We start from the raw sequence: 22,349 nt of genomic DNA, 5'->3' as shown, positions 1-22,349 counted from the left end.
TCCACTTCAATAGAATTCTAATAAAGAAATTCAGTACTGTTTATTATTAGAATCTTCCTAAACTCCAACATTATAATGTAATTCTTATCACACATTTCCCCACATACCGGTATAGCTACTACTATCAGCAACATAATACATGAGAAAACCGCCCCAAAAATACCTTTTGGGACAGCCTCTTTTTTATATCCAATCTATATACTAATCCCCGCTAACTCACTCATTTTCTCTAGCGCTTCATCAAAATGCTGAGGTTCAGCAATTACATGATCATTTTCATCATAAATATACATCTGTTTCTCGATAAATTTCAATCTGTATCCTCCGTTGCCAAGTTGTACATATTTATCATTCAATGCTCCAATTGAATCTATATAGCTACAAGCAATTCCTAGTTGTTTTAATCCTGCATATATTGCATAGCTGTAATATTCCTGACAATAGCCGCTCGTCATCGTAGTATCAAGAAGTAGAATATCCTTATCCTCATAAAATCGAATAAAGCGTCTCTTTCCACATCGTTCCTCTAAAATGCTCGGATATTTAATAAAATATCGTCTCCAATCCATTACATCACTTTCATTAATAATTCGTTGTAAATCTGCTTGGATTGAATGTAATTCTACTTCATCTAATAGTTCTTTCAAATACGATACATTTTCATGACGTAAAAAACGTTTCCAACTAATATCACGGTCAAATCCTTCAATTAAGAAACTACGATTTTGTCCAGCTTGTATTAAATAATCTCCGAAGGTAAGTAGTGCTCTACTTAATAAATTTGTTGGTACATTCAGCTTAGTTGATCCAAAAATAGCAATAGACTTTTCATAGTAAGTCACGAAGATTTCTTGTTTTTCTCTATGATCGTCCTGCGCAAAACTCGCTACGTCATTATCATCCATATTACTAAATTGGAGGAGAAAACCAATATCTCCCTCAAAATAACTATAGTCTTCCGCTTTAAACAGTATTTCTTCCCATTGTTGATTACTACGTATTAATTGCGCCTTAATTTGTTCTTGGGTGATCTGAGCTCCTAAAAATCCTGTTAACTTTATCGAAGGGTCAACTAAATAAGAATTTATATCCTGTGCTTGTGTAATGAGCATATCGATCGTTTGGATTGACTGCATAAAATCTTCAACACGATTATAAACCGTATTCACAGTTACATTACGAATAAAACGCATCCATCTCTCAAAGCTTGCAAGATCATTATTAAAGAGACTAATATAGGATACAATTGCATATAATTGCACACGCTCAGTATAATTCAACTGACCTGTAATTGTTTGTGTAATAAGCTTCTTTATATCAATAACTGTCTGTTGGTTAAATAACTCATCACTGCATAGCATATTCATTGTTACTTCAATATTCTTAATCCAGGCTTCATCGTCGATAGATACATTTGCTAATTCGTCAAATCGAATAGCTTCTTCTCCGTTAATAGCTACAAAGAGTCGATTACGATTTTCGTTATGACGTGCTAACTGATTATAAAGGAGCGCATAAAAAAAGTGTAAAAAGGACTCATCATAACTTTTGTGCTGATGCTTCCAAAAAAAATCGGACCAAGCTGTATCGATTTTCTCCAAAATATCTTTTTCATTCACTGTATGGATACTTTCTAGATACTGCTGAAAACGTGCTTTAAAATTTTCAAATGGTGTAAGTGGTTTACCTCTTGAATTCATTTTAATATATAGCGTATCTTCCAAATGGAATAAATCTAAGTCAATAAATTGAAATGTTATTGGCGCTTTAGTTGTGAGAGTTCCAAATATCCCACTAGGGAGATTATGTTTACTAGCAAACTCGTGAATCAGATCTATCATCGTTAGCATCGACAAAACTGTTGGATCATGAGCCCATCCGTAATAAAAATTCGCTTCATTATAAATTTGTTTTGATAATGATGTTTTCGTTAAATCAAGATCTGTTAGTGAGACTAGTAGTTTACAAAACTGCTTACTACTTAGGCGTGTTTCATAAGAAAACTTTTGAAATATTTCTTGATTTGCAGCCAATTTTTCTTCTTTTAAAGCAAAATACCAATGTAATAAAAACAATGTCGTTAAGCGTTGCTGTCCATCTAGCGGAGCAAATTGCTCCATTTCATTCACCGTTCCATAAATGAAATCTAACTCTGTAGGATTATTTGTTTGAAGTGCATCAAACAGCACACGTAAAAACTCACTTCGTATATGTTGTGCTCCTTCTCTTCCTTGTGCATAATCACGCTGAATAATTGGGATTGTAATATAATATTTGTCAATTAACTCCCAAAAAGAAAACACCTTTGATTTTTGCATCTTATATCACCTAGCTCTCTATTGGTATTGTTAAAACAGGTTTCAAAACATCCCCTAGATTTTTCATATATGCCTTACGATCTTCTTGATTCCAATGATGAATCTGTTTCGTTTGTTTACTATAATATTTTAAAAATACATTTTTAGTACAAATTGGAATGTACACTCCATTTTGATCACGTAAAATAATTTCCTCTCTCTTTTTCGGAAAAATCACATTTTTATAACTACGATTCGTCTTCGCATCCAATAACGTGCAATTCGAGATATGATTTGAATACCCTTCACCAAAGTAATCAGTAATTTTTTGTTGAATTTTTTCAAACTTTTCTGCTTCTATTTCATCTTTCAACAATGACATTTCATATTTTTTTAGTTCTTCTTGAAATACTGCATCCTCTACATAAACTAAAGAATCTTGAATAAATGAAAGCTGTTCATCTCGTTTCACCAGTACTTGACTATGTAGCGCATGAATATGTTCAATATCCCACTTTTCATTTTTAAAACGCTCAAAATCAAAACGTTGCTTAGAATGTTGATCTCGTTGCAACGTCATAATATTATGTAAGACTAAAATTTCTTTCACCTTGGAACGCTCTAGATCATAACTAAGTTCAGAAACATTCCAATTACGTAAACGGTTTTTAATCCTTTTATATAAAGATTTTACAAATTCATCTTTTTTCATCGACTTCGCATCTTGTAAAATACTCTGAATCTGATCAGAGGTATTAAGTAAATATCCAATCAGATGATACAACTCACGATTTTCAAACCATTCACTCAATTGATAATATAAAATTTGGATTTCAGACCAAATTGTCTCTACTACTTCATATCGCATTTCCCCTTGTTCAGTACGGCGCTCTATCTCATCGTGGAATGCATGAAACGTACGATAGGAAGTATCCATATCAATTGTTTGAGCAAAATTATCAACCACTAATTCAAACAACCATTCAATATGATTTTCATATTTCCCTTGTGTTGACTGTAAAAAATACCAAAAGTTTGGATTTTGCAAATGGGTTTCTATTGCATCCCATTGAGTTGCCAATTCTACTTGTTTCATTTTTAAATACTTATGCTGCGTTATGTCTGGACCTAAATTATTTTTGCTCAGAAATAAAGCTTTAATTAATTCTGCATTTGTTAACGGGATTTTCCCGATATTAATTCGCGTGAATAAGTTAATAGGATCATAGCCTTTATCAAGTTCATACCAAAGTACCTTTACTTGATCGGTCAATCGCTGCCAAATATGAATTGGTGCATTCTTGTCCTCATGTCGCTGAAACCAATTACCAATTGTTTCGTATGCATTATACATATGATAAAAATCTATATTTTCGTTCCGCTTTACATCTCCAGCTTTTATATTCGCAATATATCTTTCACTTTCTGGCCTTGTTGCATATAACATCGTATACCCTGTTTCTTCATAAAAAGGAATTAGAGATTGAATATATTTCACGATTAATAATACTGTCGTTAAACGTTGCTGCCCATCAATAACTTCTATCCCCTTCTCCTGTTCTTTTACTACAATGGGTTGTAACCAATAAAAATCTTCTTTTTTCGGATCCATCTGATGAAATTCCCAAATATCATCTAATAACTCTGTTACTTGTAACGATGTCCAACGATATCCTCGTTGATATGCAGGAATCCAAAAATGAACATGTTCTTTCATTATTTCTCCAACACTCTTTGGAATTAAAACGGTCAAAACATACACTCCCCTTCAGCATTATTTAAATTTCTTCTCTTTTATCTTCTATTACTAAAAAATCTTTTAACACTAAATTTTTCCTCTTCACAAAAAATCAGACCTTATTTTGGTAAATTAATAAACTTTAAAGAAATAAAAAAAGACGTTTTACTAACGTCTCTTTCTAATTTATTATACTATCTCTGAATTTCTATTTCCTCTATCAAAATTAAATTACTTCCCACCAAACATCTTCTCCAAAGACTTCGCATTAGCAAATAACAATTCTTGTAGGTTGTCATCAGCTACGATTTTGTAGTCGCCATCTTTGTTTTTCTTTAAGTTCAATGTAACTTCGCGAGTTGCCATTGCTGCATCTTTATCCGCTAAGTTTTTGATGATAGTTGATGTCATTGTTTTTTCTATCGTTTTTTCGGATTGCTCTTTGTCTTCGCTAAAGGCACTAGCGAAGGCCATTGGCATAACTTCTCCCATTGCTTTTGTTACGGCAACAGATAAATCAACAGATGTAACTTTCACTTTAACTTCTGCTTTGTCATCCTTTTTTGATACTTCTTCTAGCTTTTCAAATTTAAAGCCCTTCGTAATTGCGCTTAGCATCGCTTTTCCGTCAGCATCATCTGTTTTTTCATTTAGTTTACTGAACTCTTTATCACTTTCAACAAATGTACGAGCTTTTTCTAAATCATCTTTTTGTATCGCTGTTAAAAATTCTTCTACAGAGTCTTTCGGATTTGCACATCCTGCTAGAACACCAACTGTTAATCCTACTACCATCATTAACAGCAATAATTTCTTTATCTTTTTCACATTCATTCTCCTCTTATCTTTTCTAGTAAGTCAACACTATACAATAGTATGAAACTGACATTACAAACATTTTTTAGTATATCATTTATATGATTTGTTTTCTATTCTTTCCAGACAAACAAAGAGCCTTGCAACATTTCTACAAGGCTCTACTTATACATTCTCCCATCAATCCGTATCCGTCGCACAAATTAACCACATTTTATGCTCCTTACTATCTAACAACATCCAAGTAACATCCCATGCAACATCGTAAAACCAATCTGTCCAAGGGCAATCACTTTCAAATACTCTAATATCTTCGTATCGATCTTGAAACATGTATTGACATACATTGACTGCTAATTGCTTGGCGACAACCGGACGTTCTTGAAATTCTACATATGCTCCGCCCCACAAAATTTGAGCGGCAATGCTACCATCAAGCATGACTGCCTGATGTTCTTTAAAATGAAACTTATATTTTTCTGATGTATGTATTTTTAACTCTTCTATGTTATTAATTATATCTAAAGAGTTGAAGATTCTTCTGAAAAAGTGCTCGTGTCCATCTTCTCCATGCGGTATTTCTTTGAAAAAATTTTCGTTATGTACTTTAAAACACCTTATAACTGCTCCACCATGTAGGTTTTGTTCTTTGAATGTATGTATTAATTGCTCAATAGATGAGTCATTCGTTTCTAATTTTTCAAAAGTTCCTGCTTTCCATTTCATAACGCCACTACTCTCTATTAAAAATTTGTTTCTTCATTATAAATATGAGAAGAAAAACCAGCAACTTTAAGATTGCCGGTTATCTCTTATTCATATTCGAAAAAACAATAACAATTACTCCAAGTACATAAAGTCCTGCTACCATCCATATGCTCCGATTAAAAGTCATAAGCGATAACCAAAGCGATATATTAATATTTGCAAAGAAAAAGACAAATATTTTTCTTAACGACCACGAATATGAGGTTAATGTCTGCATATGAGTCTCCTTCTTATTATAGTACCTGTTTTAACACCGGCCTTACTATTCTATATTCTTCACTATAAGGTTCCTTTATGATTAAAGATTGGTGATCATCTTTTTCTTCCTCAATCGTTGCGAACACTTCTGTTTTTTCTTGTAATATATTGGATTCACTATTTTCGATAGGTTTTTTACTTGTTTCAATTTTCTTTGTCACTTCGCCAAGTTTTTGCCCGACTTCTTCTGCTTTAGCAGGCTCATTCGTAACGTAGTATTCCTGGCCCTCCCATACTAATATAGGTGGCACTTGTTCTCGTTTGTTACATATTATATAAGTAATACTAGCTATAAGTAGTAGACATATCGCTATAAAGAAGATAGCTTTTTTATTCATATACTATTCTCCCTATCTATCATTTTATTGGATTATACAATATAAGATATAGATAGTAAATGGATTTTATGGTAATTTTTAGTTTTACTTTCAAAAAGAAAAACCTTACCGAAGTAAGGTTCCGTTTTTAAATTCTATAGTGACTGATTTATTAAAACAATCATTACGATAATCGCTATAAACATAACGACTAAACAGCCGATCATTTTATAAAATCCTCTTTTCGTTAACGTCCCGCCTTGAACGTCTTTACGAATGAATAAGAATACGGCTAAAAATAAAACGAGCCCTATGCCAAAAGCATACATCATTTGCATATGTTAATCTTCCTTTCTCTCTTACATCTTAATATCTTTTTGATAAAACAACAAATGAGATAAAAACGGCACTCATCGTGAGTGCCATAAGTATGTTCAATAGTTCAGTTGCAGATAGTGTAATTACTTTTAAGTTCAAACCGATGGAGAAAAGAAGATAGTATGCTGTTAGCGCAAAAAAGCTGAAAAACATTCCTTTATAACGAATGAGTTTCATTCGCTCATCTTTTTCTTTGAATTGCGGGTGCAAGTAACTTAGGCAGAAACACATAATCATCATTGCTAGTAACGTATAAGTAGGACTTGGCGGTGCTGAATGGGTCATTATACCTGTTAATATCATAAATCCGCTCATAAATAGAAAAATAATTCCCATAATTACAAAATACTTTTGTGAATAGTTCATCTTTACTCCTCCCCTTCTTTTCCCTCATAAATAAATACATGTTCTATCGTTGTTTGAAATGTTTTCGCTATTTCAAATGCTAATGGAAGTGATGGATCATATTTCCCTTTTTCAATTGAAATGATGGTTTGTCTGGAAACCCCAAGTTTCTCAGCCAATTTTTCTTGAGATAGTCCAAATTTTTTTCGGTATTCGACCATTTTATTTTCCAAGGAAAATTCTCCCTCCTTCCTTATACCGAGTATATATGTAAAGGAAACTTTACGTCAAGGTTCCTTTACATATATTTAGATTATTTTGCATTCTATTTATTATAGAAGAAACTTTTTCAAATTCAGCACGTCTATTTTGAAATGAAACATGGAACAATGTATATATCCGTTACTATATCTCCTCCCCGCTTTTGTGAAAATTTAATATCTCCATATTTGTTTTATCCTTTTAAAATATTTCATTCTTCTCCTTATTGGGTGAAATACGCTATTGTTTTTACGTTGTTTTTCGCCATATTTATAGAAACTAACGGTTTATGAAGCATTTTTTATGTATAGCCACTTTTTTTGTAGAAATCCTTCGTTTTCCTTTCAATATTTAACACTATCGATATAAAGTTTACGGTAAATTCATAATTTTTTATTTTTTATACTATATTCCGTTATATTGTTGTATAATATCAATGAAAGCGCTTATTATTTCAATATACATAATTCCAACTAAAGTTTATCGAAATATTCCAACAATTATATCTATATTTAAATGCAACAATTATAGTTATTAATGTAGGTATACCAAATATATCCACCCCATTTTTCTGTAAAATTACTTTATAACATGAAAGATTAACTTGGGTGATAAGTTATTGTGAATGTTTTTTTACAAAACAGATAAGTAATAGTGTTTGGTATTATGTAAATTATTGTAATAACATAAGAGTAAAGATAACATTTACATTAATTATTAGTTCATCAATTATTGAAAAAGAGCAAAATGCACCTTTTGTATAGGAAAAGGATTATATGCATTGGGAGGTTTAAACAAATGACGAGGAAGAATACAACGACAAACCCTTGGGCCAAGTTCCATGGTCCGAACCTTGGTTATGTTATTGAACAGTATGATCTTTACGTAACTGGAGCAGGTTCTGTTGATCCGGAATTACAAGAGCTTTTTGAAATTTTTGGAGCTCCTTCGTTTCAAGATGATGTCGTAACAGGGGACAACACAGCAACACATTTTTCTCCTCAAAACACAGGGAACATTGAAAAAATTCTTAAAGTCGTTCAACTTGTTGAGCAGATTCGTTCTTTCGGGCATACGTTGGCTCACATTAATCCGATGGAAGATGCTGCAAATGGACAATCTCTTATCGAGAAAACAATGAGCGAACTGAGCGATGCTGATTTGAAAGCGATTCCAGCTAAAACAGTATGGCAAGATGCACCAGAGGGTATTCACACTGCACTTGATGTAATTCATAGATTAAAAGACGTTTATACAAAATCTTTAGCTTATGAATTCTCACATATACAAGATAGTGAAGAACGCGCGTGGTTGCATCAAATGGTGGAATCAAATTCATTGCGTCAACCACTATCAAATAAAAAACGAACTGCTCTTTTAAAACGTTTAACGGCTGTTGAAGGTTTCGAGCAATTCTTGCATAAAACATTCGTTGGGCAAAAGCGTTTCTCAATAGAGGGCGTTGATATGCTTGTACCTGTTCTAGATGAAATTGTTCTAGAAGGTGCCAAGAGCGGCGTTGAAGATGTCATGATTGGTATGGCTCACCGCGGTCGTCTAAGCGTACTTGCACACGTACTAGAAAAACCATATAGTCACATGTTTGCTGAGTTCAAACATGCAAAAATAGAAGGCGCAGTAGCAAATGCTGGCTGGACTGGCGACGTGAAATACCATTTAGGTAGAGAACAAGTCGTTGGTAATGAAGAAGTTAGTACTCGTGTTACATTAGCAAATAATCCGAGTCATCTTGAGTTCGTTAACCCTGTTGTTGAAGGTTTCGCACGTGCAGCTCAAGAGAATCGTAAAAAATCTGGTCTTCCAGAACAAGATACTTCAAAATCATTCGTAATTTTAGTTCATGGTGATGCTGCATTCCCTGGTCAAGGTGTTGTGTCTGAAACATTGAACTTAAGTAGATTGAATGCATACCAAACTGGCGGAACGATCCATGTTATCGCAAATAATGCAGTCGGCTTTACGACTGATAGCTATGATTCTCGTTCTACTAAATATTCAAGCGACCTTGCAAAAGGTTTCGATATTCCGATTGTTCACGTGAATGCTGATGATCCGGAAGCTTGTCTTGCTGCTGCAAACCTTGCGATCCAATATCGTACGCTGTTCAAAAAGGACTTCTTAATCGATTTAATCGGTTACCGCCGATATGGTCATAACGAAATGGATGATCCAGCAGTTACGCAACCACAAGTGTACAAAAAAATTAAAAATCACCCAACTGTAAGAGCAATTTATGCAGATCAATTACAATCTGCTGGCGTTCTGAATGCAGATGAGGTTGAAACAATTACTCAGTTTATACAAGAGGAATTAAAGGCTGAATACGCACAAGTGCCACCAGCTGATACGAGTGCTGCAACAATTCATGTTAAAGTTCCAGAGGTTGTTGCAAGAGGAATCCAGCCGATTGACACTGGTATTTCAATTGACTCACTTCGTGCAATTAATGAAGGTCTATTATCTTGGCCTGAAGGCTTTAACGTATATCCAAAAGTGAAGAAAATTCTTGAGCGCCGTAAAGATGCTCTTGAAGAAAACGGTAAAATTGAATGGGCACTTGCTGAATCGTTAGCATTCGCTTCTATCTTACAAGAAGGCACGCCAATTCGTTTAACTGGTCAAGATTCACAGCGTGGTACATTTGCGCATCGTCATATCGTATTACACGATACTGATACAAACGAAACATATTCACCATTACATCGCTTACCGAACATTAACGCTTCATTCTCTGTTCATAACAGTCCGTTATCAGAAGCTGCTGTTGTTGGTTACGAATATGGTTATAACGTATTTGCTCCAGAAACTCTTGTTATGTGGGAAGCTCAATACGGTGACTTCTCAAATACTGCGCAAGCATTATTTGATCAATATGTTTCGGCAGGAAGAGCGAAATGGGGTCAAAAATCAGGTCTAGTTCTTCTATTACCACACGGTTATGAAGGTCAAGGACCAGAGCATTCTAGTGCACGTCCAGAGCGTTTCTTACAATTAGCTGCTGAGAACAACTGGACAGTTGCAAACTTAACGAGCGCGGCACAATACTTCCATATCTTGCGCCGTCAAGCATCTATCTTAGGAACAGAGGCTGTTCGACCATTAGTAATTATGACGCCGAAAAGCTTATTACGTCACCCACTTACACTTTCTACAGGTAGTGAGTTAAGTGAAGGACGTTTCCAACCTGCTTTAGAACAAGAAAACCTTGGTGCGAAACCAAACAAAGTAAAACGCCTTGTTTTAAGTACAGGTAAAATGGCAATTGACTTAGCAGCAGAAATCGAAAGTGGTAAGCATGAGTACAACTTAGATGAAGTTCATATGGTTCGTATCGAGCAGTTGTACCCATTCCCTGCTGAAAAAGTTCAATCTATTATTAAACGCTTTAAAAACTTAGAAGAAATCATTTGGGTTCAAGAAGAACCTCGTAATATGGGCGCATGGCATTACATGGCTCCAATTCTGTTTGAACTAGCTGGGGATAAAGTGAAAACAGGTTACATTGGACGCCCGGATCGTTCTAGCCCATCTGGTGGCGATCCATTCGCTCACAAAGCTGAGCAAGAATTAATCGTTGCACACGCTTTAGATGTGAACTACAACTTCCGTCAAGATAAACAAGAAATTGAAGTTTATAGCAACTGAAAGTAACAATGAGTTTTTCAGGCCCGGCTATGGCAGATAGTCTGCCATAGCCGGGCTAACAAATGGAGATTACCGAAGATTAAAGAAGACAAAACACACCGTTAGGCAAATAAGGGGAGGACATTTAAAATGATCGAAATTAAAGTACCTGAGCTTGCAGAATCTATTTCAGAAGGAACTATTTCACAATGGCTTATCAACGTAGGCGACAAAGTTGAGAAAGGTGGCAGCGTTGTTGAGCTTGAGACTGACAAAGTCAATGTAGAAATCATTGCAGAAGATTCAGGTATTGTATCGAAATTACTAGGCGAACCTGGAGACACAGTTGAAGTTGGCGCTACTATCGCAATTTTAGATGCAAACGGCGCAGCAGTTGCAGTAAGCACACCTGCTCCAGCTAATGAGCAACCAAAACAAGAAACTACTGAAGCACCGAAAGCAGAAACTCCGAGTGCTGAACAAAATAAAGCGTTGCAAGGTTTACCAAACACAAATCGTCCTATCGCATCACCAGCTGCTCGCAAAATGGCTCGTGAATTAGGAATCGACTTAAACGACGTACGTAGCACAGATCCACTTGGACGTGTGAGACCACATGATGTACAAGCTCACGCTGCAGCTCCAAAAGAAGCACCAGCTGCTCCAAAACAAAGTCCGGCTCCAGTTGCAAAAACTGAATTCGAAAAACCAGTTGAGCGTGTGAAAATGTCCCGCCGCCGTCAAACAATTGCAAAACGTCTTGTAGAAGTTCAACAAACATCTGCAATGTTAACTACATTTAACGAAGTTGATATGAGTGCAATCATGGAATTACGTAAAGAACGCAAAGATGCTTTCGAGAAAAAACATGATGTACGTCTTGGCTTTATGTCATTCTTCACAAAAGCAGTTGTTGCAGCATTAAAACAATTCCCATTATTAAATGCTGAAATTCAAGGCGATGAGCTTATCATTAAAAAATTCTATGATATCGGTATTGCAGTAGCAGCTCCAGATGGATTAGTTGTTCCAGTTGTACGCGATGCTAACCAATTGAACTTCGCTGAAATTGAAAGCGAGATTCGTAATTTAGGTCTGAAAGCACGCGATAATAAACTTTCATTAAAAGAGCTACAAGGTGGTACATTTACAATTACAAACGGTGGTGTGTTCGGTTCTCTAATGTCGACACCAATCCTAAATAGTCCACAAGTAGGTATTCTAGGGATGCATAAAATCCAAGTACGTCCAGTTGCGATCGATAACGAGCGTATGGAAAACCGTCCAATGATGTACCTTGCACTATCTTACGATCACCGTATTGTTGATGGTAAAGAAGCAGTTAGCTTCCTTGTTGCTGTTAAAGATATGCTTGAAGATCCAAAATCATTATTATTAGAAGGTTGATCGGTTGATAGATGATTAAGCTATCAAAGGCTGTAGAATGAATTATTCTACAGCCTTTTTTTAGTTTGTTCATACGGGACAAATCACACTACATAGACTAATAATGTATGCCTACAACGTAAGGAGGATTAAAATGAATAACCTTCCAGTTCATGCAAAACTTAAAGCAAATAAGGATACTTTCTTCCTCCCCGATTCAAACGGGGGTGTTTACTTTCGAAATAACTCCAGTTCATTCCGTATGGATGGTGATGGAATTTATGACTGGATTGAGAAATTAATGCCTATGTTTAACGGTAATCATTCTTTGACAGAAATAACCGATGGTCTCCCTCTTCCCTATCAAAATCGAGTATTTGAAATTGGAGAGATTTTATATGAAAATGGTTTCGTTCGTGATGTAAGCCAAGATGCTCCCCACGAATTAAACAGTGCATTACTCGACAGATACGCTTCGCAAATTGAGTTTTTAGAAGCTGATTCCCATTCAGGCGCTTTAAAATTCGAAACGTACCGCGCAGCAAATGTGCTTATAATTGGTTCTGGCGATATGCTTACTTCCCTAGTTTCTTCTTTATTAGAATCTGGTTTACCTACATTTCATTATCTTGTTACAGATCGTGCTGAAACAAACTACGATCGAATTCATGAACTAAGCGAACGTGCATATGCAAATGATGACAATGTATTTATTCAAGAAATAGATATTACAATTGATCGCCCTTTGCATGAAGTATTCGAGCCTTTCGACTGGATTTTATACGTTTCCCAAAATGGAGATATTGAAAGTTTAAGAGCAATCCATACTATTTGTAGAGATGAGGGGAAAAATTTCATACCAGCTATTTGCTTATCAAGAATTGGTTTAGCTGGACCGGTCGTAACCGCAGACCGTGAAGAATGCTGGGAATCAGCTTGGCATCGTCTACACGAAACTACTTTACAAAGTGAAAATCCACCTGAACCTTTCTCACCAATTACATCTGCAATGTTAGCAAATATTATCGTTTTTGAGTTATTTAAACATGTCGCTGAAGGTTCACACAGGCAGCATAATCCTCAATTCTTTTTATTAAACTTGGAAACACTTGAAGGAAAGTGGCACCCTTTTATAAAACATCTTCTCGCAACCGATGAAATCTTTACAATTGATACGGTGCAAAATCTTCAAGAAAACCTTGCCCATCGTTCCGGACAACATACTTCAACTGAACTTTTTCGTTTTTTTGATACGTTAACTTCTAAAGAAGCTGGCATATTCCACATGTGGGATGAACAAGATTTACACCAATTGCCTTTATCACAGTGCTATATTCAAGTTGCAAATCCATTATCAGATGGACCTACCTCTCCCCTTCCTACTATAACTTGCGGTGGATTAACTCATAATGAAGCACGCCGCGAAGCTGGTTTAACAGGAGTTGAAACATATGTAGCTGAAATGATTCATCGTCTTATCCCCGAACATACTGATATCGGTATTGGTGCTGGGGAAACGATGGCAGAAGGTGTATACCGAGCACTACAAAAACATTTAAATAATAAGTTATATGAACGCCAATCACATATGCTAGAAGAGATTACAGAGCTTGATTTAACCGAAATTCATGATAAACATTGTAGGTTTTACTACGATGCTCTCTCTACAATTCATGAAATACCTAAAGTAGGAATGAGTGAGGATTTACTTGGTTTTCCTGTCGTTTGGATCGGTATTAATGATAGATGGTATGGTGCGGCCAATATTAATATAACATTGGCGTTAAGAAATGCTCTGCAACAAGCACTCCTTCATATTCAAAATGAAGAGATTCCTTATAAAGCCAATATGTTACCAGAATCATCCATTGTTTTATATAGTACGGATTCTGTTAGAGTAGCAATACAAGAAGAGGAAGAAGTTCCAGGCGTACAGTCTTTACAAGTTGCTTTGCAAAATTTAGCGGAAAACAACTTGTATCCGTTCGTTTTTGATTTAGCTATTGAGTCATTTTTAAGAGACAACTTAGACGGTGTATATGGAGTATTAATTGCAAAGGAGGATGACCAATGACTCAAAACATACTCCTTATAGGAGATGGCCTACTCACAGACTATGTACATGAGCAATTGTGTAAGCAATATTCACTCATCCGCCAGCATACAATTACAGAAGCTCTCCCAGAAAACATTCATCTTGCTCTCGTCTTACATGACGGGTCTCCTTCTTCTATACATCATGATGCTGAGCTTATCTTTCGCTCAAATAATATTCCGTGGCTTCGCGCGTTTACTTCGTTTGGTGAAGGTATTATCGGTCCTTACGTGAAGCCTCTTACAACTGGATGTTCCCACTGCGCTGATGGACGCCGGTTTATAGCTGGCTTTGATCAAAAAGAAATGTGGGAACTACAACGGAAATATGCGTTAAAAGCAGATAACGTGACGAGGCGTGATGTACGCGCCACCCAAAATGGAATGTTACAAATGTGCCAGCTCATTCATGCTGAAACGGAGAAGATATTAACTAACAAACATTCTTCTATAGACAATGAACTCATTTTACTGGACTTACAAACATTACAATGTACCCGGCATTCTTTTCTTCCAGACCCTCTCTGTCCAGTATGCAGCAATTTGTCTGACGATACAGCAGATGCAGCGCAAATTTCTTTACAACCAAGTTTGAAAACGAGCCCTGAAACGTATCGCTGTCGTTCCATTCATGAGCTAAACACATTTTTAACGAGAGACTATTTAGATTACCGGACTGGTATTTTAAACGGCCAAATGCAACATTCTTTATTACCGTTTGCTGATGTTATTATAAACATGCCATTAATGTTCGGAAATGAAGGTGTCGCGGGCCGAACTCATTCATTCGCACTTAGTGCAGCAACCGCTATTTTAGAAGGATTAGAACGATATTGTGGTATGTCGCCTCGCGGGAAAAAGCCAAATATGCATGGTAGTTTTCATGAGCTAGAGCATATTGCACTAAATCCCCTCACACTCGGCGTACATACAAGTGAACATTACAATCGTGATAGTTTTCCGTTTAAGCCGTTTGATCCTGATTATGAGCAAAACTGGGTATGGGGATACTCTTTATCACAAAGCCAGCCACTTTTAGTTCCAGAATCAATCGCTTATTATAGCCTTGGTCAACGAGATGCTTTCGTGTATGAAACATCAAATGGATGTGCGATTGGTGGTAGTTTAGAGGAGGCAATTTTTCACGGCATTTTAGAAATTGTAGAGCGTGACGCCTTTTTGCTCACTTGGTATGCCGAATTACCTCTTCCCCGCCTTGATCTTAGTTCAGCAGAGGATACGGAATTACAATTAATGATCCATCGGTTACGCACGATCACCGGATATGAATTACATGCTTTTAACGCGACGATGGAACATGGCATCCCGAGCCTATGGGTCATTGCAAAAAATACTCGTGAAAATGGAATGAACGTTGTTTGTGCAGGAGGCTCTCATCTAGACCCAATCCGAGCTCTAAAGAGTGCAATTCACGAAATAGCAGGCATGTTACTTATAACAGACGATGAGCTCAAGCAAAAAAGAGAGTATTATGAAAACTGCTTACAAGATCCTTACCTCGTTAATAAAATGGAAGATCATAGTATGCTGTACGGATTGAAAGAAGCGGAAGAACGTCTTCACTTCCTTTTACGTGAAGATGCTCCGGTGCAAACGTTCCAAGAAATGAAGGCATTACAATCATTTGATATGGATTTAACATCTGATCTTCATCAACTTTTAAACCGACTACATCAATCTGGACTTGAAGTAATCGTTGTAGATCAAACGGTCCCTCTTATAGAAAAGAACGGCTTACATTGTGTAAAAGTAATAATTCCAGGCATGTTACCGATGACGTTCGGTCACCATCTCATCCGGGTTACAGGACTGGATAGAGTGTATACCGTACCGATGACACTTGGATATAGAGCTGAGCCTTTAACGAATGAAAAATTAAATCCACACCCGCATCCGTTTCCATAATTCATAGCGAGGGGGAAATTTGATGCAACTGGATACTTTTTTACATCATCTCCATTTTTCTATTAATGAAATTATGTCGTCCGATAAAGAGATTGATTGGGAAGACGCACCACTTCCTTATAAATTATATCGAAATTTACCAGTCATCCCTCTCTCTTTAGAAATCCCTTTAACTTTGCGGAATTCTTCTACTAAACCTAACTTAGAGGAACTCGGTCATTATCTTTGGTACTCATTTGGTTTAACACAATTATGTCAACCTACTACTAACCTAGAAAATAATAAAACAACGACTCTATTTCGAAGATTCATCCCTTCTGGGGGTGCTTTATATCCAAATGAATTATATATGTATTTAAAAATTGATCATTATCCAGACGGCATTTACCATTACGACGCCGCGCATCACCGTCTTATCTTACTTCGCGAAGGAAATTTTGATTCTTATCTTACAGAAGCACTCGGCAATCGTTGCAACATACATCCTTGTTTTGGTGCTGTATTTGTATCAACTATGTTTTGGAAAAACTTCTTTAAATACAATAACTTTTCGTATCGTCTGCAAGGATTAGATAGTGGTGTTCTCATCGGTCAATTGCTTGAATGCGCAAAACAATTCGGTTATACAAATGGTGTATATTTTCAGTTTCTAGACCGAGCAATGAATCATTTACTTGGACTGTCAGAAGGTGAAGAAAGTGTGTATGCTGTTATTCCTTTAAGTACAGAACCGAATACAGATTGGTTTCATGGCGATCATCGTGAAAATAAAACCGTTACTTCTCATGACTTGTTGCAGCAAATCCCGCCGTTAACACATGAGCATTTCGTTCGCTCAAAACATGTAGATGAATATCCGATGATAACAAAAATAAACGCGGCATCTATGATTGAATCAACAGAACACTTCCAAACATTTACCTGTGAAGAACGACAACAATATAGTCCACATGCTGTACAGCTACCTAAAGTGGAACGTTTATCATATGATTTCTTACAACTTTGTAAAAAACGATATTCACCTGATGCTGACTTCATTTTAACGAAATGGGATGCAGCCGAGCTCGCTACTCTACTCCAAGAAGCGAGCCTCTCCTTCCCTTATTACAACGACCTTGATGGAAAATATTTAAATGAAAACGCACGCGTCTCACTATATGGATGTTTTTATAACGTAAAAGACATAGAAAACGGCGCTTACGCTTATAACAGTAGGATACATTCCATACAGCCACTTCGGTACGGAGACCTTCGTTATTCTCTGCAATCCAGTATGACGATGGATAACGTAAATCTTTTTCAAGCACCACTTTGTCTACATGTAATCGGAAATAAAGATTACTATAAAAATAAATTAGGCTATAGAGGATACCGAATTCACCAAATGGAAGCTGGTATACTCGTTCATAAACTCGTTCTAGCTGCGACCGCTATGAGAATGGGTGGTCATCCTTTACTTAGTTTTGATACAAATTTATGTGATCAGTTGTATGGGATAGATACTGAAAATGAAACTTCACTCATTCAAATTCCGGTTGGGGCGTATCGGGCGCGGAATTGGCTAAAGGGATATTTGCATAATTAGAAGCACGCCGGTTGATGGCGTGCTTTTTTTTAAAGGAGTTAAATTATTAAAAGCGAAATAAATACATATTCTTATATAAAAGGAGAGTTTGAATTGAGTATTTTACAAAGATTAATCGAGCAAGCGAAAAATCCTCGCGGGACAATTGGTTCCTCTATGCTTTGCATTATGAATGCTGCGCATACGAGACTAACAAATTGGGCTTTACAAAAAATACATATACGTGAAGATGCAGTTATTTTAGATATCGGTTGCGGAGGTGGGAAAAAAATACATAGCCTTTCAAGACTAACTCCCCACGGAAAAATATACGGCATTGACTATTCAGAACAGGCTGTTGAAAACTCAAAGAAAATCAATACGAAGGATGTAGAAACAGAAAAAGTAATCATTCATCAGGCAAGCGTTTCCTCTATCCCATACACTACAAACTTCTTCAATCTCATTACTGCCTTTCAAACTCATTATTTTTGGCCTGATGTTGAACACGATATGAAAGAAGTATTTCGCACCTTAAAACCGAACGGATCCTTTTTACTAGTCGCTGAAACTTTCAAAATTCAATATCATATGGATAAATTTAAGACGACCGAGGAATTAGTAAACCTTTTTTATAAGACGGGATTTACAAGCGTGCAATGTTACGAAGAAAGAGGATGCCTTTGTGTAATAGGAAATAAGTAAAAAAGCAGACCCTTCAGGGCCTGCTTTTTTACTAGATTAATTTAAAAATACTCTTAATTTGTCTTGCAAATAACCAGTTTTTCGTACCATAGTTATCATTCAAACTATCTAAATTGATAGATTTCCCGTTAGCAAACTTTAATTCTAACGTTGTATTTTTATCATTTGTTTTTAAGTTATTATTTGTAATATCATCATACTTTAATTTTTTAATCTCAATATACTCTTCCTTCTCTTCTCCGATAACGACGTGATCTTGGAAGAAGAACAATACTTCTACTTTCTTACCGAAACAAAATACATTTTTCGTATAAATTAATGTCGCATTATCAAGTCCGACACATACTTCTTTCATCTCTTCCACAACGTTTCCTAAGTCTTCTTCGTTTCTTGCGTTTGACTCAGCAATCCATTCTTCGATTGTATTCATGTTAATTGCCATACTGTGCCCCCTGGTTCGTTCATTGCCTTGTTAAAAAACAAATACTATATGACAATATAAGCGATACGTACTATGTTTTCAAGGGTGAACGGTATATTCAAAATAAAGTGAAACTTTATTTACTCCCCTTTAACGAAAAAAATAGCACTAAAAAAAGTGCTATTCCGCTCGCCTTGCTGCTTGTTGAATTGGATCCCAAACGCTGTTATATGGTGGCGCGTAACTTAAGTCGACATCTTCTAAATCGTGAATACTCATTTTATTGAAAAGTGCCATCGCAATAACATCAATACGTTTATCTACGCCCTCTTCTCCAATTACTTGACCGCCTAACAATTGTTTCGTATCGGCGTGATATAGTAATTTCAAGTGAAGTGGTTTGGCACTTGGGTAATAGCCCGCCATATTTGTTGAATCTACTTTGACCGTCTTATACGGGATATTTAGCCCTTTTGCTTCTTTTTCATTTAAGCCTGTTCTTGCGAGCGTCAGATCCATAAATTTAATAATGCCTGTACCTAACGTACCTTTAAATGATCTTCGTTTATCAATCATATTGAGTCCGGCAAGTCGCCCTTGTTTATTTGCAGTCGTCCCGAGCGGGATATGATCATGAATTTCCTTTATAACATGGTAATGCGTTGCACAATCACCAGCGGCATATACGTCTTTCACATTCGTTTGCATATAGGCATTTACCTCGATTGCCCCTTTATGATTTGTACGTATATTTGTTCCTTCAAGAAAATCAGTATTTGACTGTACACCGACAGATACTAGAACGAGATCTGTTTTATACGTACCTTTATCTGTTTCAATTTGTTTCACTCTCTCTTTTCCTTTAAACGCTTTTACATTTTCATTTGTTAAAATCTCAATATGATGTTTCTCTGCTTCTTTATGTATATATTCCGCCATATCGGCATCATAAATTGTGCCAATATGATCGTTTCGCTCAATCATTCTTACTTTCTTTCCTAGTTCTACAAATGTTTCTGCCATCTCTAGACCAATTGCACCGCCGCCAATAATCGTTACGTGCTCAACACTATTTGTTTGTAACGTGTCTACTATACGCTCAGCATCCCGAATTGTTTTTAAAAGATGAACACCTTGTAAATCTTTACCTTCCCAATCCGGCATAACAGGGCGTACACCAGTCGCAATTAATAAACGGTCATATGAAAATTCACATACATCTTTCGTCTTCGTATGCTTTGCATACACAATTTTCTTTTCCGTATCTACTTTCGTTACTTCATGACGCACTTTCGCATCAATTCCATATTTATCACGAAACGTCTTTACATCGCGTGCAATTAACTTTTCAGTAGAAGCAATAACACCACTAATCACATACGGTAATCCGCACTGAGCGTATGAATATATTTCACCCTTTTCTAACGTAACAACATTTGCAGTTTCATCGTTTCTAACAATTTGCATTGCTGCACTCATACCAGCTGCATCTCCGCCAATAATGACATAGTTCACTTTACCACTCCTTCTTTTTACATACTCTTTACGATTTCCATATTTTATAGAAATAACACCTACTTCCATTGTAAAGAAAGAGAAATCCATCTACAAATTTAGTGCACAAAACTATGCGTAAATAGGTAACCGTCGTGCCTTATAAACAACATGTTTAATATGCTATAACAGTTACTATTGAAAGTAGGTGAAACATACATGTGCGCCGGCCTTCTCGCCCAGCTTCCAGATGAACCGAAAGAACCGAAAGCCGCCTTGCCACTTGACCAAGAATTTTCCATTAATGCAACAATTTATAGTGCTCGTGCTTGGTTATCTAATGACGAAACTTTCTCACAAACGATTTGGAAAGGTTCTCGTTTCGCTTCAGCCTCACACGCTGGCAAGTCCATCTTACCAATCGGTACCGTTAAAATTTTGAATTTATCTGATGATACAATAACAGTTACTGCATCATCAGAATCAGATGATGCACTCAAAATAGTCGTCCCCCCTCATTCTGAAGCTGTTTTAACATCTAGTGCTTTATCTGATGTGCAAGCTAGTACATCAGGAGGAGCAAGCAAAGTCACATTTCTCTTTCACATCTTTTTCTCAAGGGATCCTGGTCCAGCTAAATAATCATAAAAGGGTACAGTTATGCACTGTACCTTTTATCATGCACCCTATTCTCTTGATTTGATCAGTTCAACATTATAAGATTCAATATCCGTTAACGCTCCTGTAAAGTACGGGTTTTCTCTGTACCAAGACTGTTTTGAAAAATACGCTTGCATATCTTTCGTTTGAAAAATATGTCCGTGTCTTGCGTATATTTCGTTTCTAGCAATTTTCAACTGTTCTTTCGTTACATACCTTAAATCCGCACTCGTTAATTTTCGAATATCACTATCCGGAAAAATGAAACCATTATATACATACCCAGTCACAGGTGGTGGGGTGACATTGTAAACAATTGTTTTTTCTGTGCTTTTCTTTTGAAATGGAAGATTATACGTAGAAAGTGCCGTTACCGTTTCTACCTTTGTCGTTTCCCTTCCGTTTTCTCCATTTCGTTCTAAATAAATCGCTGCACTTCCATCACTTGCTACCGGTCCCCACGTAATTTCTTCTCCGGTCAACGCTGTAACTGGCTTTTGATTCACGTATAATGTCGCACCAGGCGCATTCGTTTGAACTGTAATATATTGCCCTTGCAGCGTTAAGTCTATCGTTACATTATTTTGACTTTGTTTCATAAGTACAACCTTTTCCTCACGTAATAGTTTTACATAATCATTTTTATATTCGGATTGAAATACTTGAGTTCCAGGAAGAAACGGTCCATATTGCTTCTCAAACTTTTTATCATTTGTCTTATCAATTTCTTTTCCGTTCAATTTTAAAGATGTACCTTTTTCATTTGAAAGCAGAGTCGTATAATACGTCTTTGCTTTCAATTTATACCGATCAAATAAAAAGAAATACTTCCCGTCTTTCGTTAAAGAAAAATCTGCTCTTTCTATTCCATCCCCTTGTTTTTCACCTTGCCTCAAATATTCTTTCAATTCATTCACGTAAGATGGATTTTCTTTTATATATGAAAATAGAGGCGTTAAACTCTCTCTCGTTACAATAACCGATGGATCATCTGCCGTGATGACCTCAGCTAATTTCTCCCCGTCCCGCTCTTGTAAAATCGTAATCATTCGGTCTACTTGTGCCACCTGTGCATAATACGATGATCCGTACAAATACAATCCAACAATCGCTATAATAAGTATTACTAAAAGTGTAATACCAACTTTTGTACCTCCGCTCATGTTCTTCTTTACTACAGGACTTCCTCTCTTCGTCCCGCAGTTTTGACAAAATTGCACACCATCTTCAAACGGAATTCCGCACTTTGTACATACATTCATCCATTCAACCACCT

At 36.3% G+C, this 22,349-nt stretch carries 19 protein-coding genes; 7 read left to right on the top strand and 12 right to left on the bottom strand.

Going from position 1 to position 22,349, the window contains the following annotated elements; genetic code table 11:
- Nucleotides 1-194 precede the first annotated feature (194 nt).
- From QUF93_RS08545 to QUF93_RS08505, 9 genes are all read right to left on the bottom strand, one after another.
- Nucleotides 195-2,318, bottom strand: coding sequence for a DUF262 domain-containing protein (locus tag QUF93_RS08545; RefSeq protein ID WP_289358478.1), 2,124 nt, complete (start codon nt 2,316-2,318; stop codon nt 195-197).
- A 10-nt stretch (nt 2,319-2,328) separates the two neighbouring features.
- Nucleotides 2,329-4,050: a DUF262 domain-containing protein gene (locus QUF93_RS08540; protein ID WP_289358477.1), complete on the bottom strand. Its 1,722-nt coding sequence runs from the start codon at nt 4,048-4,050 to the stop codon at nt 2,329-2,331.
- Nucleotides 4,051-4,266: 216 nt separating this feature from the next.
- The gene (locus QUF93_RS08535; protein ID WP_289358476.1) at nt 4,267-4,863 is read right to left on the bottom strand and encodes a hypothetical protein; all 597 of its coding nucleotides are present in this window, start codon (nt 4,861-4,863) and stop codon (nt 4,267-4,269) included.
- 168 nt (nt 4,864-5,031) lie between these two features.
- Nucleotides 5,032-5,577: a hypothetical protein gene (locus tag QUF93_RS08530; protein ID WP_289358475.1), complete on the bottom strand. Its 546-nt coding sequence runs from the start codon at nt 5,575-5,577 to the stop codon at nt 5,032-5,034.
- 79 nt (nt 5,578-5,656) lie between these two features.
- Nucleotides 5,657-5,836, bottom strand: a complete 180-nt coding sequence (locus tag QUF93_RS08525) for a hypothetical protein (RefSeq protein ID WP_289358474.1) — start codon at nt 5,834-5,836, stop codon at nt 5,657-5,659.
- A gap of 16 nt (nt 5,837-5,852) precedes the next feature.
- Entirely contained in the window at nt 5,853-6,215 is a 363-nt protein-coding gene (locus tag QUF93_RS08520) for a hypothetical protein (RefSeq protein ID WP_289358473.1), read from the bottom strand.
- A 134-nt stretch (nt 6,216-6,349) separates the two neighbouring features.
- Nucleotides 6,350-6,532, bottom strand: coding sequence for a DUF3976 domain-containing protein (locus QUF93_RS08515; RefSeq protein ID WP_001178300.1), 183 nt, complete (start codon nt 6,530-6,532; stop codon nt 6,350-6,352).
- A 28-nt stretch (nt 6,533-6,560) separates the two neighbouring features.
- Nucleotides 6,561-6,938 carry a permease gene (locus QUF93_RS08510; RefSeq protein ID WP_289358472.1) on the bottom strand — a complete coding sequence of 126 codons (378 nt, stop codon included), beginning with the start codon at nt 6,936-6,938 and terminating at the stop codon, nt 6,561-6,563.
- Between the two features lie 2 nt (nt 6,939-6,940).
- Entirely contained in the window at nt 6,941-7,150 is a 210-nt protein-coding gene (locus tag QUF93_RS08505; RefSeq protein WP_000428510.1) for a type II toxin-antitoxin system RelB family anti-toxin, read from the bottom strand.
- A gap of 826 nt (nt 7,151-7,976) precedes the next feature.
- On the opposite strand from QUF93_RS08505, the gene odhA reads away from it, so the two are divergent.
- From odhA to QUF93_RS08475, 6 genes are all read left to right on the top strand, one after another.
- Nucleotides 7,977-10,844 (top strand): 2-oxoglutarate dehydrogenase E1 component, encoded by a 2,868-nt coding sequence (odhA, locus tag QUF93_RS08500; RefSeq protein ID WP_289358471.1) that lies wholly within the window; start codon nt 7,977-7,979, stop codon nt 10,842-10,844.
- A gap of 129 nt (nt 10,845-10,973) precedes the next feature.
- Complete coding sequence (gene odhB, locus QUF93_RS08495; protein WP_289358470.1) at nt 10,974-12,230, top strand: 2-oxoglutarate dehydrogenase complex dihydrolipoyllysine-residue succinyltransferase; 1,257 nt, start codon at nt 10,974-10,976, stop codon at nt 12,228-12,230.
- A 133-nt stretch (nt 12,231-12,363) separates the two neighbouring features.
- Complete coding sequence (locus QUF93_RS08490; RefSeq protein WP_289358469.1) at nt 12,364-14,283, top strand: putative thiazole-containing bacteriocin maturation protein; 1,920 nt, start codon at nt 12,364-12,366, stop codon at nt 14,281-14,283.
- On the top strand, nt 14,280-16,229 hold the full coding sequence (locus QUF93_RS08485) for a TOMM precursor leader peptide-binding protein (RefSeq protein ID WP_289358468.1): 1,950 nt from the start codon (nt 14,280-14,282) through the stop codon (nt 16,227-16,229). Before QUF93_RS08490 ends, QUF93_RS08485 begins: the two co-directional genes overlap by 4 nt.
- Nucleotides 16,230-16,251: 22 nt before the next feature.
- Entirely contained in the window at nt 16,252-17,814 is a 1,563-nt protein-coding gene (locus tag QUF93_RS08480) for a SagB family peptide dehydrogenase (RefSeq protein WP_289358467.1), read from the top strand.
- Between the two features lie 93 nt (nt 17,815-17,907).
- Nucleotides 17,908-18,498 (top strand): class I SAM-dependent methyltransferase, encoded by a 591-nt coding sequence (locus tag QUF93_RS08475; RefSeq protein WP_289358466.1) that lies wholly within the window; start codon nt 17,908-17,910, stop codon nt 18,496-18,498.
- 31 nt (nt 18,499-18,529) lie between these two features.
- On the opposite strand, the gene QUF93_RS08470 is transcribed toward QUF93_RS08475, so the two are convergent.
- Both QUF93_RS08470 and QUF93_RS08465 read right to left on the bottom strand, forming a co-directional pair.
- Nucleotides 18,530-18,940, bottom strand: coding sequence for a DUF3908 family protein (locus QUF93_RS08470; RefSeq protein WP_002117141.1), 411 nt, complete (start codon nt 18,938-18,940; stop codon nt 18,530-18,532).
- Between the two features lie 159 nt (nt 18,941-19,099).
- A complete protein-coding gene (locus QUF93_RS08465; RefSeq protein WP_289358465.1) occupies nt 19,100-20,434 on the bottom strand; it encodes an FAD-dependent oxidoreductase in 1,335 nt (444 codons plus the stop codon).
- Between the two features lie 198 nt (nt 20,435-20,632).
- Here QUF93_RS08465 and QUF93_RS08460 point away from each other — a divergent pair, with 198 nt between their 5' ends.
- Nucleotides 20,633-21,055, top strand: coding sequence for a hypothetical protein (locus tag QUF93_RS08460; RefSeq protein WP_289358464.1), 423 nt, complete (start codon nt 20,633-20,635; stop codon nt 21,053-21,055).
- Between the two features lie 44 nt (nt 21,056-21,099).
- On the opposite strand, the gene QUF93_RS08455 is transcribed toward QUF93_RS08460, so the two are convergent.
- Nucleotides 21,100-22,335, bottom strand: a complete 1,236-nt coding sequence (locus tag QUF93_RS08455; RefSeq protein ID WP_289358463.1) for a TcaA 3rd/4th domain-containing protein — start codon at nt 22,333-22,335, stop codon at nt 21,100-21,102.
- Nucleotides 22,336-22,349: the final 14 nt, after the last annotated feature.

Source organism: Bacillus hominis (assembly GCF_030348325.1).
Classification (GTDB): domain Bacteria; phylum Bacillota; class Bacilli; order Bacillales; family Bacillaceae_G; genus Bacillus_A; species Bacillus_A hominis.
This window is presented reverse-complemented; position numbering and strand designations above follow the sequence as displayed.

Coding starts and splice junctions, on each gene's coding strand:
- QUF93_RS08510 (WP_289358472.1), bottom strand. CDS start 6,938: ATGAACTATTCACAAAAGTATTTTGTAATTATGGGAATTATTTTTCTA.
- QUF93_RS08485 (WP_289358468.1), top strand. CDS start 14,280: ATGACTCAAAACATACTCCTTATAGGAGATGGCCTACTCACAGACTAT.
- QUF93_RS08460 (WP_289358464.1), top strand. CDS start 20,633: ATGTGCGCCGGCCTTCTCGCCCAGCTTCCAGATGAACCGAAAGAACCG.
- QUF93_RS08490 (WP_289358469.1), top strand. CDS start 12,364: ATGAATAACCTTCCAGTTCATGCAAAACTTAAAGCAAATAAGGATACT.
- QUF93_RS08455 (WP_289358463.1), bottom strand. CDS start 22,335: ATGAATGTATGTACAAAGTGCGGAATTCCGTTTGAAGATGGTGTGCAA.
- QUF93_RS08515 (WP_001178300.1), bottom strand. CDS start 6,532: ATGCAAATGATGTATGCTTTTGGCATAGGGCTCGTTTTATTTTTAGCC.
- QUF93_RS08545 (WP_289358478.1), bottom strand. CDS start 2,318: ATGCAAAAATCAAAGGTGTTTTCTTTTTGGGAGTTAATTGACAAATAT.
- QUF93_RS08470 (WP_002117141.1), bottom strand. CDS start 18,940: ATGGCAATTAACATGAATACAATCGAAGAATGGATTGCTGAGTCAAAC.
- odhA (WP_289358471.1), top strand. CDS start 7,977: ATGACGAGGAAGAATACAACGACAAACCCTTGGGCCAAGTTCCATGGT.
- QUF93_RS08525 (WP_289358474.1), bottom strand. CDS start 5,836: ATGCAGACATTAACCTCATATTCGTGGTCGTTAAGAAAAATATTTGTC.
- QUF93_RS08530 (WP_289358475.1), bottom strand. CDS start 5,577: ATGAAATGGAAAGCAGGAACTTTTGAAAAATTAGAAACGAATGACTCA.
- odhB (WP_289358470.1), top strand. CDS start 10,974: ATGATCGAAATTAAAGTACCTGAGCTTGCAGAATCTATTTCAGAAGGA.
- QUF93_RS08480 (WP_289358467.1), top strand. CDS start 16,252: ATGCAACTGGATACTTTTTTACATCATCTCCATTTTTCTATTAATGAA.
- QUF93_RS08520 (WP_289358473.1), bottom strand. CDS start 6,215: ATGAATAAAAAAGCTATCTTCTTTATAGCGATATGTCTACTACTTATA.